The following is a 16,440-nucleotide window of genomic DNA, read 5'->3' on the forward strand; positions in this document are numbered from 1 at the left end:
GTGGCCATTTTTGGTCCTGACAGAACCGGTTGTGCGCCCGGCATGGGGAGAGACTCATAGGTGAAAGTCCCGAATGGCAGTCGTTAGCTTAAAGCAAGGGGGTCCACTGTGAGAAGGAATCTATCGGTGGCCGGTGGATACGTACGGTGGGGTGAGAGGAGGGGGGGTAATTACCCCCTCCTACTATTTTTTTAACATTACACAAGAAGGCGCTAAGAGTTTAACAGCAGCTTCCATATAGTTTTTAATTGGCTCGGTTGGGTCAAAAATATCATTTATTCCAAGAGCCATGCAAACCAGGTCGGTTATATCTTTTTGCTGAACTTTAGCGTTTAAAGCGTTGGCAGTATAATTCATTTGCGAACCACAGCCGGCACAGTTGGTAACGATATAATCAGCCTGAGTTTCTTCCGCCTCATTAATCCGCTTTTGCCCTGAATAAGCAACGGTTGGCATGGAGTGAAACGATGCTACCAAACCGCAGCAGAGTCCTTTTTCCCGGTTATGCTGCATTTCCACTAATTCTACTCCTGGCAATGCTTTTAACACCTTTCTCGGCTCATCGTAAATGTTAAACCAGCGTCCGACATGGCAGGAATCGTGGTAGGTTACCTTAACATTAAGGGGTTCTGTGAATTTTAGTTTTCCTTGTTCAATGAGACGGCTTAAAAATACGGTGACATGTTCGGTTTCGATATCCCAGTTAATCCCCAGATGGTGGGCCATTTCCGGGTAGTTTTCGTTAAAGGTAGCAAAACAACCAGGACAGGAGAGAATTAACTTTTTAATGCCCCGAGCTTTAAAGTTTTTGTAGTTTTCCCGGACTTTTTCGGCAAACTGTTCTTGATAACCGCCGAGAACGTGATACAAACCGCAGCAACCTTCCGCTTCTCCCAGATACACAAAGGGTACTCCCGCTTTGTTCATTATCCGGGCAATGTTTTGCGGCATATTTTTCATTATGATACTTGCCCAGCAGCCCGGCCAGTAGGCAATTTCGCCCTCCTCCACATATTCAATATCCGGAAGCATCCAGTTTTTAGCCTCTTTTGGTACTCCCCAGAAGTTTCCAGTATTAATTACATTATCTTTAACTAAATCCAATCCGGTATTTACATACCCTTTTTCGTTAACCACCGGTCTTAAACCAATCCAACGTTCGGCGTTGGGTAAATTGGTTTGACATACCACGTCGCACTTTTTGCAGGTAGTACACAGTATTAGAGAACTTACCAGTTCTTCATTTAGTTCTATTTCTCCTCTGACATACTGGTTTAGCAAATACCATTTACCTCTTGGGGAATTGGACTCCCAGGGATCGGGCATAAAGACGGTACAATTGGTTCGGCAAAAACCGCACTGGGCGCAAATATAACTTTCTTCCACCATTTCTGCCGGTAACCCCTTAATGGCTTTACCGTGGTCATTTTCTTCCTTGCTGCCACCTAACAGTTTACCGAGACCGCCTAAAAGAGATTTACTGAAATTGGCGCTCTTCATAGCGGCGTTTAAAGCTTTCAAGGGAGAGTTTTTGTCCAGAGATGGGGGAAGAAGCTTGCCTGGGTTTAAAATTCCGCTTGGGTCGGTTTTTTGTTTAAAGCCTAAAATTTTTGTTACTAAATCTTTACCTAAAAACTCTTCCGCATAGTCGGTAAAATACATGCCAAGGGCAAATATGCGCCCCTGCATCTTAAAAGCCATATCGTTTACCACTAACGAGTTAGCATAAAGGAGAGGGAAATTAAGCTTGCGTTCATCGGCCAGAAGGAAGCCTAAAAAGGTAATTTGGTCTTTGGCGGCAAAAGTGCCTTCAAAAGCAAATTCGCCTTTAAACTTATTTTTTGTTTCGCTTAAAAAGCGCCAGGTTTGATTTTTTGGCAATAAAACTTCGGAAGCTACAATTGATGGACCAAGACGTTTCAAACGCATGGGATAAAAACGGTTGTTCCATTCCTCTTGAGCAATAGCGGATGGCATTAGTTGTCCGCCAAACCGGTTTAGGGTTGCAGTAAGACTATCTAAATCTTTCTGGGTTGGAGATAGCAGGACAAAATTAAGAAAATATTTATCTTCAGGAAGAATATAGTGATTTTGGGCTTTTTGCTGCAATTTGACAAATTCCGGAGACATTAAATTTACGGACCACAAGGGAAGATTTGCATTTTCTAAACTATCCATTAATGCACTTAAACTTTCAAGATTAGGAAAAGCTACCAGTACGGGGATTTCTTCCTTTTTGGGCATAATTTTTAGCGTAATTTCGTAAATTAAGCCGGTGATACCTTCTAATCCGTAAATTAATTTAAGCTCTTCGCCCGCAAAAGTTTTTTCCGTTCCATCCCCGAGAATAGCCTTAACCGCTACGATATTTTCTAAAAAACTTCCAAACATATAACTACCAATACCCGTACCGCCCTGGGCAACCCAGCCCCCAACGGTGGAACCGGGATAGCTGGTAGGATAGAGCCTTAAAGTGTAACCATAACGGTTTAAATATTCATCTAATTCTTGCCAAACAAGCCCTGGCTCAACGGTGACGGTTTGCTTTTCCGGGTCTAGGGAAATAATTTTTTTCATCCTGATAAAATCTACCACAATTCCACCTTTAGTAGGAACAGCTCCACCAAAGCCAGCAGTAGCAGCGCCCCGGGGAACAATAGGGGTTTTTGCCGTTTGCGCATATATTACTAACTGTTTAATTTCTTCTTTGTTTACAGGCTGAACTACAGCATCAGGCAGGGAGTTAAAAGTCTTTTTAACGGCACTCGGGATAACCCCCATGTCATGGCTGTAAAGAATTCTTTCGAGGTAATTATCCCGAAAACGTTCCTGAAAAACTTCCTTTAATTTTTCCATTTTTAAAACCTCCTGTAAAAATTATTTTGAGAAACTTGTAACAAAAAATTATAAGAATAGAAGAGCCTTTACCTTGTTTCACCTCCTTAAAAGAAAGAATATTCTTTCACTAATATTTATATAAAAAAGAAAATTCTTTCTGTTGCATTTAAAAAAATAAAATTACTTTTTTAAGGCATCAAAAATAAGTTGGGTAGTGGTATCGATGATACTGGACAAAGGCTGGGTGATAATACCGTCAGTTTTTAATTCTATTAAGCGCATGACGGGGCCGGAAATAAAAGCAGCTAAAAGTATCTGGTCTGCATCTTTAAAAGTACCTTCCTTTTGGCCAAACTCAACAATTTTTTTCACGGCTTCTAAGCCTTCAGCGGTGCAAATAGTAAAGTTGCAATCTAAAATTTCTTTGGGACGGGCGTGTAAAAGATAGTTCACGGTGATTAAATCTTCATCAGCCCAACTTAACATCAATTCTACAAAACCTCGAATCTTCCCCAATGCGGTCCTTTGGGAATCAACGTACAATTGATAACGGCTTAAAAAGCTTTCCACCGCATCTTCGTGAATGACGCGGGCCAATTCCTCTTTAGAAGAGAAGTGGTGATAAATTGCGCCAATACTTACGCCGGCATCCTTTACAATATCCGGGATACTGGTTCGGTGGTAACCTTTTTCAACAAAGAGTTTACGGGCAGACAGGTAAATTTTTTGCTTTATCTCTGTCTCTGGAGTTTTTTTTGCCAAATCCGCACCCCCACAGAAAGAACATTCTGTTTATATTCTGTTTATATTATATATCTTAATTTAAAATTTTGGCAAGAAGAAAATTTTTATGTTATTGTGTAAGTAGGAAAGATTTTGGAGGGCTTATACGATGCTGGAGAGATTTTATGCTAAATACGAAAAATTATTAGGCGAAGAAGGAAAAGAATTTAAAGAAGCTTTAAAAAGGCCCCCTTTTAGGGGATTAAGGATAAATCCCGGGAAGATTTGTGTTAAGGAATTATTTAACCGTTATGGTTTTTTAGAAAAAGTACCGTGGTGCAGTGAAGGCTTTTATCTTCCCGAAGGCTTGTTTTTAGGTCGTGACCCCTGGCATCTGGCGGGTGCTTTTTATCTCCAGGAACCTTCAGCGATGCTGCCGGTAGAAGTATTAGACCCCAAACCTGGGGAAGTGATCTTGGATTTAGCGGCAGCGCCGGGAGGAAAAGCCACGCAAATCTTAAGTAAATTAGGCGGGAAAGGGCTTTTAGTTGCTAATGAAATAAATCCCGGACGGGCTAAAATCCTTGTCGAAAATTTAGAACGCTGGGGGTATGGCAATTATATTGTAGTAAATGAAAAACCGAATCATTTGGAAGAAAAGTTTTTTGGTTATTTTGACCGGGTGCTGGTGGATGCGCCATGTTCCGGGGAAGGAATGTTTCGTAAAAATTCTGACGCCCTTAAAGAATGGTCCGAGGAACATGTCCTTGGTTGTAGTGCCCGGCAGGAAAAACTTTTAGCCACTGCAGCAAAGCTTTTAAAAGAAGGTGGGGTGCTGGTTTACTCCACTTGTACCTTTAATCCAGAAGAAAATGAAAAAGTAATTGTAGCTTTTTTGCGGCAAAATCCTAATTTCGTTCTGGATGAATTTAAGTTAACCGGGATATCTCCGGGAATCCCCGAGTGGGCAGATAACTTTCAGGAACTTAGAAAAACTTACCGGATTTGGCCTCACCGTCACAAGGGCGAAGGCCATTTTGTGGCTCGAATGGTTAAATTAGCTGGAAGTATCGCTGCCAGGGTTAAAACAAAATCAGGGAAAAATCGAGGAAAAAGAGAAAGTTTAAAGGAGTTTCAGGATTTCTGGCAGGAGTATTTAAACCTGCCGGTGCCAGAGGTCTTTGTAAAAGGTGAAAAAGTTTTTCTTTTACCGGAAGAATTTCCAGAATTAACGGGAGTCCGGGTAATAAAAGCGGGCTTACAAATAGGGGAAGTAAAAAAAGGACGGTTTTTACCGTCCCAGGAGCTTGCTTTTAGCATTCTTGGAAAAAATTTTAAACGGCAAATTGAAATGCCCCAAGCCCTTCGGGCAGCGTATTTAAGGGGGGAAAGTATTCCGGTTTCCTGGGAAGAAGGTTGGTATTTGGTAACATTAGATGGAGTTGGAATTGGGTTTGGTTATGTTAAAAAGGGCATTTTTAAAAATCAATTAGCAAAATATCTCAGAGGTTTGGCTTTGTAACTGTTTAATAGTCATAATAAATACCTCAACTAAATCCGGATCGAAATGGCTACCGCTACACCTTTTTATTTCCTCCAAAGCCTCCTGGTAATTAAAAGGTTCCCGGTAAGTACGGGTTGAGGTCATAGCGTCAAAACTATCGGCTAAAGTAATGATTCGTGCTAATAAAGGAATATCCCTTCCCGAAAGACCATCGGGGTAACCACTACCGTCATATTTTTCGTGGTGATGGTAGATAATAGGAATTAATGGCTTTAAAAAGGGTATTGGTTGTAAAATCTCAGCGCCGATCACTGGATGTTTTTGGACTGCTTTCCTTTCTATTAGGGTGAGCGTCCCGGGTTTATTAATGATTGCTTCATCAATCCAAATCTTACCCACATCATGTAAAAGAGCAGCCAAATAAACATTTTTTAAATCTTTCGGGCCAAGGGTAAGATTTTTGGCGATTTGATAAGATAAGATACTTACCTGGCGGGAATGCTCTAAAGTATAATGGTCTTTAAAATCAATGAGTGATAACAAAACTTTTAACGTCTTTAATAATGTTTTTTCTGCTGGGGTAAAATCAATTAAAATTTCATCTTCTAAGGAAACGTGATTTAAAAGGTTAAAACGGCTTCTTTTAATCTGATACATTGCCCGGTCGGCTAATTCCAGTGCCAGCTGCGGGGTGGGGGCAAGGCCTAAAGTTGAGGCGCCAACGGAAGCTTTTAAAAAGCCGCGAAAGCGGTTTTTACCAATAACAAAGGTGTGATGTTTTATTTTTTCGGAAATCCTTTGAGCAATTTTTAAAGCTGTTTGATAATCGGTAGCAGGGAGGAGAACAGCAAATTCATCGCCACCATAGCGAAAAACCAGATCGTTTTTTCTAACGGTATTTTTTATGATTTTGGCAGTGGTTTTAATGATTTGGTCACCGGCGTGATGGCCAAACATATCGTTAAATTTTTTAAAATTATCAAGGTCAATCATAATGACCGAAAGGGGAAGTTTAGTCGGATCTTCGGCACAGTTTAAAAGACATTCCTGTAAATAGCGATAATTATAAACACTGGTTAAGAAATCTTGATAGACCCCTTTTTCCAGACGGTAAAAGAGCTGTAGGTTTTCAATGACATAAGCTGTATGGTTGGCAAAAAAAGTTAGAAGTTCAAGGTCTTCTTCGGTGAAGAAATTTTTTTCTTGATGAAAGACAATGATTACCCCTAAAATTTTGGATTTTCCTAACATAGGGGCAGCAATACTACTTTTATGCCCGTAATAAGTAACTATTTCTTTATTGGTTAGAGGAGAAGTGGTTGTATCATTAATTAAGACAGGTATTCTTTCCTTAAAAACATAAAGGCTAAGCCCTTCATTTTCGGTTAAATTTTCAGGAATGGGTTTATTGGCGGAAGAATATTTGGATTTTAGATTAAATTCATATTTAGGGTTTTTTGGAATAACAATATTACAGCCTAAGGCCTGCCATAAATCTTTGAGGTAGAAACATACTTCTCTTAAGATATCTTCAGGGTTTTTGAATTTTGCAAGTAGTTGATGAAATTCATTTATTTTTTTGAGCGGATTATTAAGATTATTAACCCTAAGATACGCAGGTTTGGAATTTAACATATTGACCTCCTGATAGGCTTTCTATTCTTTATTTCTGCAATCAAGTGGGAAAATCCTTTTTTATATACAAAAAATGTGAAAATGTATACATTGATTTTTATTGAAAAAGTAAGAAAACTATCTTGTAAAACAATTAAAGATATCCTAATATACAAGAGGTGCTTTTTTTATCTTTATCTAGGCGGAGGTTTAAATATGGATTTGAAAAAACACATTTTCGACATACCTGATTTTCCAAGCCCGGGGATTATCTTTCGCGATATTACACCGCTCTTACAAAACCGGGAAACTTTTAGTTACACGGTGGACCTTTTAGCGGAAAAAATAAAAGATTTAAATCCCACCCATGTGGTAGCCATTGAGTCCCGGGGATTTATGTTTGGAGCACCTTTAGCCTATAAGCTTGGGCTTGGTTTTGTCCCAGTGCGTAAAGAAGGTAAGCTTCCCCGGGAGAGTATAAGTGCATCGTACGACTTAGAGTACGGTAGCAATACTTTAGAAATTCACACCGACGCTCTAAAACCTGGGGATAAGGTGGTAATTGTCGATGACGTTTTAGCCACCGGAGGGACCATGAAGGCGACGGTGGAGCTTTGCGAAAAACTAGGAGCTAAAGTAGAAGCCCTTTTGTTTGTGATAGAACTTTTAGCTTTAGAAGGTCGGGAAAAACTTGCTGGGAAAAAGGTTATCTCTCTTGTTCAATACTAAACCACGGCCCTTCCAGTAGCTGGAAGGGTCTTTATTATTTTCTTTAGGTGAAAATAATGTTATAATGACAGAAAAAGTGAGGTTAATTTAAATGAGCTTTCCTATTCTTAATTTTAAAGGTAAAACAACCCGTTATCCTATTATCCAAGGAGGTATGGCGGTAAAAATATCTACTGCCAGCCTTGCTTCCGCAGTTGCCAATGCTGGAGGAATTGGCTTAATTGCAGCTTCAGGTTTGACTTCGGAGGAATTGGTTGCTGAAATTAAAAGAGCCAGAAAGTTAACTTCCGGTATTATAGGCATTAACATCATGTTTGCGGTAACCCGTTTTAGGGAACTGGTTTTAACTGCCTTAAAGGAAGGAATCGATTTAGTTGTTACCGGTGCGGGGTTTTCCAGAGATGTTTTTTCCTTAGGTAGAGAATTTAATACCCCGGTGGTATCAATTGTTTCCTCAGCTAAACTTGCTAAAATTGCTGAAAGTTATGGGGCAGCGGCAGTGGTGGTGGAGGGAAAGGAAGCCGGCGGACACCTGGGGACGGATAAGTCAATATGGCAAATCCTCCCGGAAGTGGTGAAAGCGGTGAAAATACCGGTTATTGCCGCTGGGGGGATACTGACCAGGGTAGATATTAAAAAAGCTTTTAAAATTGGAGCAGCTGGCGTGCAAATGGCCACCCGTTTTGTTCTGACCCGTGAGTGTGAGGTTCATGAAAACTATAAAAATCTATATTTAAAAGCCAATAGGGAAGAAGTAGTGATAATTGAAAGCCCTGTTGGGCTTTTGGGGCGGGCTCTTAAAAACCGTTTTGTGGAAAGACTTTTTGCCGGGGAGGACTTAACGCCTAAGCGGTGTGAAAATTGTCTTAAAAAATGCCGGCGGAATTTTTGTATTATGGAAGCGCTAGAGCGAGCCCGTTTGGGGGATATGGAAAATGGCCTGGTGTTTTCTGGGGAAAGGGTCGGGGAAATTAAAGAAATAAAGAGTGTGCCGGAAATAATTAGGGAACTCTTTTTGGGGGTGGAGTAATGAACATTACAGTTTATGGAACTAGAAAAAGGGAATGTTCCAGCTGAGGGACTCTTCCAACTCAGGAAGAGTTGGTGAAGTTTTTAAAGCCAAGTTTAGAACGCCGCTTTGGTGGGAGGGTAAGTATTCGGTTTGTGGATATAGAAGGAGAGTTACCCAATGAGATAAGAGAAAAAATAAAGGAAAATCCCTTGCCCCTGGTATACTTTGAAGACAAGTTTAAATTTGCCGGTACGTTAAATTATTCGGTCCTGGCCAGACATTTAGCAGAAGTAGGGATAAAGGAAGAATAAAACCGGGCCTAAAAGGTGCCCGGTTTTACAGTAGGGGTATTTTTCATAACTTTTGTAAACTTTATATTAACTATGTTATAAAAATGTAAAAACATCGGATAAAATCTTGAAGTAATTATTCAAAATATTAAAATATAAAAACGGAGGTGACAATGTTATGAAAAAAGAGGCAGTAAAAGGTTTATTCTGGTATGAAACCTACGTTAAATTGATCACCGGTAACAAAAATAAGGAACGGAATACTAATCTTCAATCCAAAACTCCCAGGCGCAGTAAAAATCATCGGGATGTTCATCCGGCGGACAGGCCAGGCACCGGGTTTTAATCCGGGGATCGATAGTTTTCGCAAAGCCGGAATATTCGGTTATACCCACCGGTTTACAGGGAAAATCCGGAAGGTTTTTTCGCTTGCGCGCTTCTTGGACCCGACAGGTTTTCATCTTATAAATTAATTTATTTCCTTCCATTACCATTTCTTGCTGGTTTAAAAAGCCATACAGACGAAACCGAAGGGCTACTTTTAAAGCGTCAAGTCCCCCCTTTTCCGGAAGCTTTAAAAATTCTTTAATTCTTTTAGCCTCGATAACTGTAAACTGGGCCCAGGCAGCTTCATCGAGTTTTATGGCATTATCCATGCCAAAATGTTTTTCCACTTCTAAAAACCAGAGGCCGTCATGAGCAAGCCACCTCTTGGCAAAGTCCTCTAAAAGAAGTAGTGCCTGCTCTTTGGTTAAATCCTGCGGTTGCACAAAGCTCCCTCCTTTAAAAATAAAAAATATTCAAAAAATTTTTCTTTTTTAGTATTCGCTTTCTTTTTTTAAAATCCTTTTTTAAGGTTTAAAAGGATTTTTGTTAATCTTTGTCGAATAGGTTCCTTTTGAGGTGGAAAATTTGTCGAAAAAAATAATCTTATTAACCTTCTTCTTATTAGTTACCTTTTCCTCTTCGGCTTTAGCAACTACTAAGTATCTTGTGGTTGGTGACAGTGAATACCCGCCCCTTTGCTGTCTTGATAGTAATAAAAAACCTTCAGGTTTTGATGTAGACCTGATAGTTGCGGTAGCTCGGGAAGCGGGAATAGATATTGAAATCAAGTTAATGCCCTGGAGTGAAGCCAGGCGCATGGTGGAAAAAGGGCAGGCGGATATTCTTTTAGGGGTAAATTTTACTCGGGCTCGTGCCAAGCTTTATGATTTTACCGAACCGTATCTTGAAAACCGCCAGGTTATTTTTGTTCAGGAGGATAACTATTTTATAAACAATCTGGAGGATTTAAAAGGGCTTAAGGTGGGTATCCAAAAAGGAGATGTGGCTTTAGATTTAATTGGGGAAAATCCGGATATTTTAGTTGAATTATATGAAGATCAACAAGAAGCTCTTTTGGCTTTAAGTCAAAATAAAGTAACTGCAGTGATTGGTAATTACTACACTGGTTTGTATTGGCTTCATAAGTTAAACCTGGAAAATAAAATAAAAGTTGTTGGGGTACCTCTTTCTATTACGCAATATGGTTTGGGTGTTAAAAAAGGTACAAATCAAGAGCTTCTAAAAAAATTAAATGAAGCAATAATACGCTTAAGAGCAAAGGGAGAGCTTGATAATCTTAAAACCAAATGGTTTGGCGAATCTCCCTACGAAAAAAGGCTTTACTTTAATCGAATAAGAACTTACCTTTTTGCTGGGCTTTTTATTTTCACAATTTTATTGTTATTTATCTTGTGGTTAAACCGATTATTACAGCAAAAAGTAGAAAAAGCAACTTACGAATTAAATATGGCTTACCGGGAGCTTTCGGCACAAAAAGATTTAATGGATAAAATGTTAGAACACGAATTAAACGGAATTATTACCTTAGATGAGAATCGGATAATAAAGCGGATTAATAAAAGTGCTCTAAAAATTTTAGGAATCCAAGAAAGGGAGCTTGAAGGGCAGCATTTTTCTTTTTCCCCCCTTAAAGATTATTTTCCAGAGCCTTTTCTGGAACGGGCCTATCAGGGACAAACTTGCTCTCTTAATGAACATCGGGTTAACGTCGCCGGTCAGAGTAAATATTTAAGTATAAACTTTATTAGCATTCCTTCGATTGGTGCCGTTTTAATAAATTTTAGGGATATTACTGAGGAAAAACAGAGCTTTGACCTGATGGTGAACCGGGATAAACTAATAACCGTTGGACAGATGGTGGCCGGTTTTGTCCATGAAATAAAAAATCCCCTTTTCACCGTTTTAAATTACCTTGAACTTTTGCCGTTAAAAGCCGATGACCCAAAATATCGGGAAGAAGTGATAAATATTATAAAAAACGAATTAGGTAGTGTCCAAAATTTAATTAATGATTTATTAAATTATGCCCGACCACAAAACTCACAAAAGACAAATGTTTCTCTGGAAGATGTTATTCTTCCTCTTTTAAATCTTTTAGAACCGCAGTTTATAGCTAAAGGAATTACGGTAAACAAAGAAAATTTAAAATTAAAAGTTTTTGCCGATCCCGTACAGCTAAAGCACGTCTTTATGAACCTTCTTTTAAATGCTATTGATGCTATCCAGGGAAAGGGGGAAATTAAGCTTCGTGCCTTTGAACTTCCTGAGAAAATAAAAATTGAGGTGATTGATACCGGTATAGGTATCCCCCCTCAATACTTAAGTCAAATCTTTAATTTATTTTTTACTTCCAAAAAGGATGGAAACGGTATTGGCCTTGCTATTTGTCAAAAATTAATCCAGGAAAATAACGGCGATATTCTGGTAGATAGCTTTCCCGGTAGAGGAACAACTTTTACCATCTTTTTGCCCAAAGCTGGTGACCTAGATGTTCAAGCAGAGTAAACCGGGTAAGTTTGGTTAGTAATTCGCCAGGTAATTTTTCCCGGTTATAATAAGCCCCAGCCAGAGCTCCGGTGATGGCGGCGCGGCTGTCCGCGTCACCGCCTAGATTGGCGGATTTAATAATAATATCAAAAGGGTTATCTTCTGCAAGGAAAATATAAACCGAAGCCTCTACCGTATCGGTAACAAAACCACTGGTTTTTAAGTCACAGGCATTTAAATACGATAAGCGGTAAAACCGTTCCCTAGAAACTCTGGCCTTGGCCAGAGTTTCTCTTTTTAAATAAAAATCGGTTTTTTTCAATGCTTCTTCATAGGCTTTTAAGCGATTTGTATTAGACAAAAGTTCTTTAACAAAGAAGCCAGTAAATAAAGCTACATAATCGGTAACTGGATGGGGATGGGTAAGCCGAGAAAGCTTTAAGGAGTACTCGCGAAAAATTTCATCATTACTATAAAAAAGAGCTGCCGGGATTATTCGAGGTAGACTTCCGTTACCGCAAAGCCTTTCCCCTAACTTGGAAATAAGATAGCTTTCTATTTTATCCGGTATAAAGCCAAAAAGCTCATAAGCTTCTAAAGCAGTGCGGGTAGCCGTACCGTATAGCTCTGGTCTTTTTAATACTTCTTTTTGCAGAGCTTCAAACAGTATAGGATACGGATTTTCGGGATCCCTTAATATTGAAGTAGCGGTAATAATTAAAATATTGGTATCGTCGGACCCTTCTCCCGGGGGGAGGTTAAAAGGCCCACCGCCAGTTATATCCTGAAAGATGCCGTATTTGTTTTTAATTTCTTTTTCTTCCATATTTTCTAAAGTGACTCCTAAGGCATCTCCTAAGTAAAAGCCAAGAAGACAACCGGTATATTTTTCTTTCATAAAACCTCTCCCTTACTTAAAATAAAACCAAGTTAGATAAACCATGGAAATTATTATTGACAATAGCATCAGAGGAAAACCGTAAATAAAATATCTTGTGTAACTTATAGGAAAACCATCTTTTTCGGCGATACCAGCGACAATCACGTTGGCCGAGGCGCCAATAATGGTACCGTTGCCGCCAAGGCAAGCTCCTAAAGCTAAAGACCACCACAAGCTATTCATAACTTCCGGGGCAAAGGAAGCAAGTTCCCCCATGGTTTTTATAAGAGGTATCATGGTGGCAACAAAGGGAATATTGTCGATAAACGCTGAAGCAACAGCGGAAATCCACAGGATAAACATACCGGTTAGATATACATTGCCTTTAGTTAATTCTAAACCCAAGACAGCTATTTTATGAATAACTCCTGTTTTTTCTAAAGCACCAACCATAATAAAAAGTCCTAAAAAGAAAAAGATAGTAGGCCATTCAACCCCTAGTAATACATTTTCAATTTCTTTTCCGGAGATAGCTAAAAACACCATCGCCATAAAAAGAGCGATGCTAGCTGATTCCAGATGTAGTAACTGGTGCAGGCTAAAGCCGGCAATGGTAAGGGCCAGGATAATAAGGCTCTTTTTTAATAACAGGTAATCGGTAATCTTATCGACAGGGTCAATAGCTAAAAGATTTTCTTTTAATTTTTCTTCTACCGTAAAGCTTTTTCTAAATAATAAATAAAAAATTGCAGAAGTTACTGCCAGAATTAATAAAACTACAGGGGTAAGGTTAAATAAAAAATCTACAAAGCCAAGATGGGTTTGACTTCCTATCATGATATTGGGTGGATCACCTATTAACGTTGCGGTGCCACCAATATTACTCATTATGATTTGGCTTATTAAAAACGGGTAAGGAGAAATATTAAGCGCCCGGGTAATGGTTAAGGCTACCGGTACTATCAATAAAACCGTAGTAACATTATCTAAAAATGCTGATAAAAAGGCGGTTATTAGCGCTAAGACAATGAGTAATGCTATTGGGTTGGCCCGGGTGAGGCGCACGGCTTTTAGGGCTAAATACTCAAAGAAACCGGAGTGCTTGGTGAGGTCCACAATGATCATCATACCTAAAAGAAGACCTAAAGTATTCCAGTCGATATAATGGATAGCCTCTTCTTGGGTTAAGGTGCCGGTAATTAAAATCACGGTGCCGCCTAAAAGGGCAATTGCCGTGCGATTAATTTTCTCAGTAACGATAAAAAAGTAGCTTAGTAAAAAAACGACGATAGCAACAGTCATCTTACACCCCCGTAATATTTTTTTTAATATTAGCATAAACCAAAGAAAAGTATCAAATTTAATACAAAAGCCGCGCAACAGCGCGGCTATTAAGCCGAAGGATCCAAACTTGAAAAAAGCTTTTTAAAAATAAAACAAGAGAAGATAGCCCATGGAAATTATTATTGAAACTAGCATTAAAGGGAAGGCTATTTTCAGAAAACCAATAAACGAAATCGGATAACCGTTTTTCTCAGCTAAACCTGCCACAATTACGTTGGCGGACGCACCAATTACTGTACCGTTGCCGCCCAGGCAGGCTCCCAGTGATAAGGCCCACCACAACGGCTCTAAAGCCTGGGGTGTCATATGGGCAAGAGCTCCCATCTTCTGAATTAACGGAATCATCGTGGCTACAAACGGGATGTTATCAACAAACGCTGAGGCAATGGCGGAAAGCCAGAGAATTAACATCCCGGTTAAAGTGAAATTACCTCTGGTGGCTTCCAGGCTCCAACGGGCTACCCGGTCAATAACTCCTGTTTCCACAAGGCCCCCCACCACTATAAACAAGCCTAAGAAAAAGAAGATCGATGGCCATTCCACGGTCAGCAAAACTTCTTCCGGCTCGTCCCCGGTGATGGTTAATAAAAGAGCTGCTCCAAATAATGCAATAGTTGCCGATTCTAAACCTAAAACACCGTGTAATATAAAACCAAGGATGACCAAGCCTAAAACAAAAAGGCTTTTCTTTAAAAGGGCAAAATCTTTTATTTCATCTAATTCATTTAATTCCAGTAATTTCTTTTTTAATTCCCCGGGTACTTTAAATTCCTTATGATATATCAGGTAAAAAAGAAACATGGTTACGATGTGGATAACTATAATAACTGGTGTTAAATTTTTAAGAAAATCTAGGAAATCCAGATGGGTTTGGCTTCCAATCATAATATTGGGGGGGTCACCGATTAAAGTGGCGGTACCGCCGATGTTACTGGCTAACACCTGCGAAATAAGAAAGGGAATAGGATTTACTTTTAACCGGTCGGTAATGGTGAAGGTAACCGGGACAATTAACAATACGGTGGTAACGTTATCTAAAAATGCCGATAAAAAGGCGGTAACGGTAGCCAGGGCAATTAAAATATAAATCGGTTCCCCTTTAGCCCATTTAACCGCTTTTACCGCCAGGTACTGAAAGACTCCGGTTTTTCTGGTAATACCCACAATAATCATCATCCCAATCAGTAAGCCCAGGGTATTCCAGTCAATATGGTGAATAGCTTCCTTCTGGGTTACAATCCCCAGGACGATTAAAAGAGTACCCCCCAAAAGGGCTGCAATTGCCCGATGCAGCTTTTCCGAAATAATTAAAGCATAAGTTGCCAGAAATACCGCAAGGGCAATTAACGGCTGGTTCATTTTTGTCTCCCCCTTCAATATGTAAAGACCCTATTTGCCGTCATAAATACATCTTAAACTATAATAAATCCATTGTAAATGTTAGAGGAATTAAAAACATATTGTTTATAAAAAAGGTGTCTTTATTATCCTGATAATTTGGTTTAATATTAAAAAGAAAAGGTGTGATTGATGAAAAATATTTAAATGAGGAGTTAATATTATGTTGTATAAATTAATAGAAGAAAAGCTTTTAGAAGGAAAGAAAAGTTTTTTAATAACCCGTCTATTTTCCGAGGAAAAACTTCTTCTGGATGAAGCGGGAGAGGTACTGTTTGTCTCTGAGGAAAAGGCTTTGCTCCTTCAAAAATATTTCTCGCAAGATATAAAAGAGCCGATATATCTTAAAGAAGAGGGAATCTTTATCGAGCCAATTATTCCCCAAAGAAAGCTTCTTATCCTGGGAGCAGGACATATAGCTCGGCCGTTAGTTACTTTTGCCCGGGAGCTTGGTTTTACCATAACCCTCTACGATGATCGGCCGACTTTTGTTACCTCTCAAAATATACCCGGAGCAGATAACTATATTTGTGACAGTTTTGACCGGGTGTTAGATTATGTTATTCCAACGGAAAATCTGGCGGTAGTAGTGGTAACTCGAGGGCATCACCATGATCTTACCTGTGTGGAAAAATTTTTACCTTATAACCTTGCCTATCTTGGAATGATTGGAAGCCGTACCAAAGTAAAAGCGATATTTAAAGCATTAGTAGAAAAAGGCTATTCTGAAGAAGATGTAAAGAAGATTTACGCTCCTATCGGATTAGACCTTGGGGGAACCGAACCGGCAGAAGTAGCTTTGTCAATAATAGCCGAAATCCAAGCGGTTTATTACCGTAAAAATCAAAGACACCTAAAATCTGGGGTGAAATAAAATGGAAACCATGAGTCTTGAATTTCTTCAGGAAATAAATAAAGTGCTTATAAAAGAGCCGGGGGTATTAGCAACAATTATTGCTACCCGGGGTTCTACTCCCAGAAAACCAGGGGCTAAAATGCTGGTCCTGCGGGATGGTACGACCATAGGGTCTATTGGCGGTGGCTGCGTGGAAGCGGAAGTAAAAAAAGAAGCCCTTACTCTTTTTGATACTCCGGAAAAAAAATATGCCCTGGTAAAAAGCTATTTAACTGATTTTTTAGCCGGGGAAGACGGAATGATTTGCGGGGGAAGTCTGGAGGTTTATTTAGAGCTGTTAGTACCACCTGGGAGAGAATAATAAGGTATTTTTTTAATTTAAATAGACAGAAATTTCAATAAATATAAAAAAGAGGG

Annotated in this window: 14 protein-coding genes; 7 read left to right on the forward strand and 7 right to left on the reverse strand. The window is 39.3% G+C overall.

The genetic code is table 11. The features are described from left to right. Window positions 1-183: 183 nt before the first annotated feature. Together cpu_RS01680 and cpu_RS01685 are read right to left on the reverse strand one after the other, a co-directional pair. Entirely contained in the window at window positions 184-2,856 is a 2,673-nt protein-coding gene (locus cpu_RS01680; protein ID WP_075858264.1) for an FAD-binding and (Fe-S)-binding domain-containing protein, read from the reverse strand. Window positions 2,857-3,018: 162 nt separating this feature from the next. After that, window positions 3,019-3,600 carry a TetR/AcrR family transcriptional regulator gene (locus tag cpu_RS01685; RefSeq protein ID WP_075858265.1) on the reverse strand — a complete coding sequence of 194 codons (582 nt, stop codon included), beginning with the start codon at window positions 3,598-3,600 and terminating at the stop codon, window positions 3,019-3,021. Window positions 3,601-3,730: 130 nt separating this feature from the next. Between cpu_RS01685 and cpu_RS01690 the strand changes: the two genes are divergently transcribed. Beyond that, window positions 3,731-5,083: an RsmB/NOP family class I SAM-dependent RNA methyltransferase gene (locus cpu_RS01690; RefSeq protein WP_075858266.1), complete on the forward strand. Its 1,353-nt coding sequence runs from the start codon at window positions 3,731-3,733 to the stop codon at window positions 5,081-5,083. Here cpu_RS01690 and cpu_RS01695 read toward each other — a convergent pair. Continuing rightward, window positions 5,051-6,700, reverse strand: coding sequence for a diguanylate cyclase (locus tag cpu_RS01695; protein ID WP_075858267.1), 1,650 nt, complete (start codon window positions 6,698-6,700; stop codon window positions 5,051-5,053). The genes cpu_RS01690 and cpu_RS01695 overlap by 33 nt on opposite strands. A 195-nt stretch (window positions 6,701-6,895) precedes the next feature. Between cpu_RS01695 and cpu_RS01700 the strand changes: the two genes are divergently transcribed. From cpu_RS01700 to cpu_RS01710, 3 genes are all read left to right on the forward strand, one after another. Beyond that, window positions 6,896-7,408 (forward strand): adenine phosphoribosyltransferase, encoded by a 513-nt coding sequence (locus cpu_RS01700; RefSeq protein ID WP_075858268.1) that lies wholly within the window; start codon window positions 6,896-6,898, stop codon window positions 7,406-7,408. 91 nt (window positions 7,409-7,499) lie between these two features. Further along, on the forward strand, window positions 7,500-8,438 hold the full coding sequence (locus tag cpu_RS01705) for an NAD(P)H-dependent flavin oxidoreductase (RefSeq protein WP_075858269.1): 939 nt from the start codon (window positions 7,500-7,502) through the stop codon (window positions 8,436-8,438). A gap of 74 nt (window positions 8,439-8,512) precedes the next feature. Next, entirely contained in the window at window positions 8,513-8,731 is a 219-nt protein-coding gene (locus tag cpu_RS01710) for a hypothetical protein (protein ID WP_075858270.1), read from the forward strand. Window positions 8,732-8,973: 242 nt separating this feature from the next. Here the strand turns inward: cpu_RS01710 and cpu_RS01715 are convergent, their stop codons facing one another. Beyond that, entirely contained in the window at window positions 8,974-9,480 is a 507-nt protein-coding gene (locus cpu_RS01715) for a DUF6125 family protein (RefSeq protein WP_075858271.1), read from the reverse strand. Between the two features lie 142 nt (window positions 9,481-9,622). Between cpu_RS01715 and cpu_RS01720 the strand changes: the two genes are divergently transcribed. Beyond that, the gene (locus cpu_RS01720; RefSeq protein WP_075858272.1) at window positions 9,623-11,563 is read left to right on the forward strand and encodes a transporter substrate-binding domain-containing protein; all 1,941 of its coding nucleotides are present in this window, start codon (window positions 9,623-9,625) and stop codon (window positions 11,561-11,563) included. Here cpu_RS01720 and cpu_RS01725 read toward each other — a convergent pair. The 3 genes from cpu_RS01725 to cpu_RS01735 all read right to left on the reverse strand — a co-directional run bounded on the left by cpu_RS01725 (window position 11,514) and on the right by cpu_RS01735 (window position 15,128). Then, window positions 11,514-12,443: an ADP-ribosylglycohydrolase family protein gene (locus cpu_RS01725; protein WP_075858273.1), complete on the reverse strand. Its 930-nt coding sequence runs from the start codon at window positions 12,441-12,443 to the stop codon at window positions 11,514-11,516. The genes cpu_RS01720 and cpu_RS01725 overlap by 50 nt on opposite strands. A 12-nt stretch (window positions 12,444-12,455) precedes the next feature. Continuing rightward, window positions 12,456-13,727: an ArsB/NhaD family transporter gene (locus cpu_RS01730; protein WP_075858274.1), complete on the reverse strand. Its 1,272-nt coding sequence runs from the start codon at window positions 13,725-13,727 to the stop codon at window positions 12,456-12,458. 123 nt (window positions 13,728-13,850) lie between these two features. After that, window positions 13,851-15,128, reverse strand: coding sequence for an ArsB/NhaD family transporter (locus tag cpu_RS01735; protein ID WP_088775879.1), 1,278 nt, complete (start codon window positions 15,126-15,128; stop codon window positions 13,851-13,853). 202 nt (window positions 15,129-15,330) lie between these two features. On the opposite strand from cpu_RS01735, the gene cpu_RS01740 reads away from it, so the two are divergent. Beyond that, a complete protein-coding gene (locus cpu_RS01740; protein WP_075858276.1) occupies window positions 15,331-16,041 on the forward strand; it encodes an XdhC family protein in 711 nt (236 codons plus the stop codon). Between the two features lies 1 nt (window position 16,042). Continuing rightward, window positions 16,043-16,384, forward strand: a complete 342-nt coding sequence (locus tag cpu_RS01745) for an XdhC family protein (protein ID WP_077177111.1) — start codon at window positions 16,043-16,045, stop codon at window positions 16,382-16,384. The last annotated feature ends 56 nt before the right edge of the window (window positions 16,385-16,440 follow it).

The organism is Carboxydothermus pertinax (genome assembly GCF_001950255.1).
Taxonomy (GTDB): domain Bacteria; phylum Bacillota; class Z-2901; order Carboxydothermales; family Carboxydothermaceae; genus Carboxydothermus; species Carboxydothermus pertinax.

Bases quoted from the DNA above. Each gene is read 5' to 3' on its own strand.
- cpu_RS01700 (WP_075858268.1), top strand. From the start codon at position 6,896: ATGGATTTGAAAAAACACATTTTCGACATACCTGATTTTCCAAGCCCG.
- cpu_RS01735 (WP_088775879.1), bottom strand. From the start codon at position 15,128: ATGAACCAGCCGTTAATTGCCCTTGCGGTATTTCTGGCAACTTATGCT.
- cpu_RS01690 (WP_075858266.1), top strand. From the start codon at position 3,731: ATGCTGGAGAGATTTTATGCTAAATACGAAAAATTATTAGGCGAAGAA.
- cpu_RS01705 (WP_075858269.1), top strand. From the start codon at position 7,500: ATGAGCTTTCCTATTCTTAATTTTAAAGGTAAAACAACCCGTTATCCT.
- cpu_RS01680 (WP_075858264.1), bottom strand. From the start codon at position 2,856: ATGGAAAAATTAAAGGAAGTTTTTCAGGAACGTTTTCGGGATAATTAC.
- cpu_RS01730 (WP_075858274.1), bottom strand. From the start codon at position 13,727: ATGACTGTTGCTATCGTCGTTTTTTTACTAAGCTACTTTTTTATCGTT.
- cpu_RS01695 (WP_075858267.1), bottom strand. From the start codon at position 6,700: ATGTTAAATTCCAAACCTGCGTATCTTAGGGTTAATAATCTTAATAAT.
- cpu_RS01745 (WP_077177111.1), top strand. From the start codon at position 16,043: ATGGAAACCATGAGTCTTGAATTTCTTCAGGAAATAAATAAAGTGCTT.
- cpu_RS01740 (WP_075858276.1), top strand. From the start codon at position 15,331: ATGTTGTATAAATTAATAGAAGAAAAGCTTTTAGAAGGAAAGAAAAGT.
- cpu_RS01725 (WP_075858273.1), bottom strand. From the start codon at position 12,443: ATGAAAGAAAAATATACCGGTTGTCTTCTTGGCTTTTACTTAGGAGAT.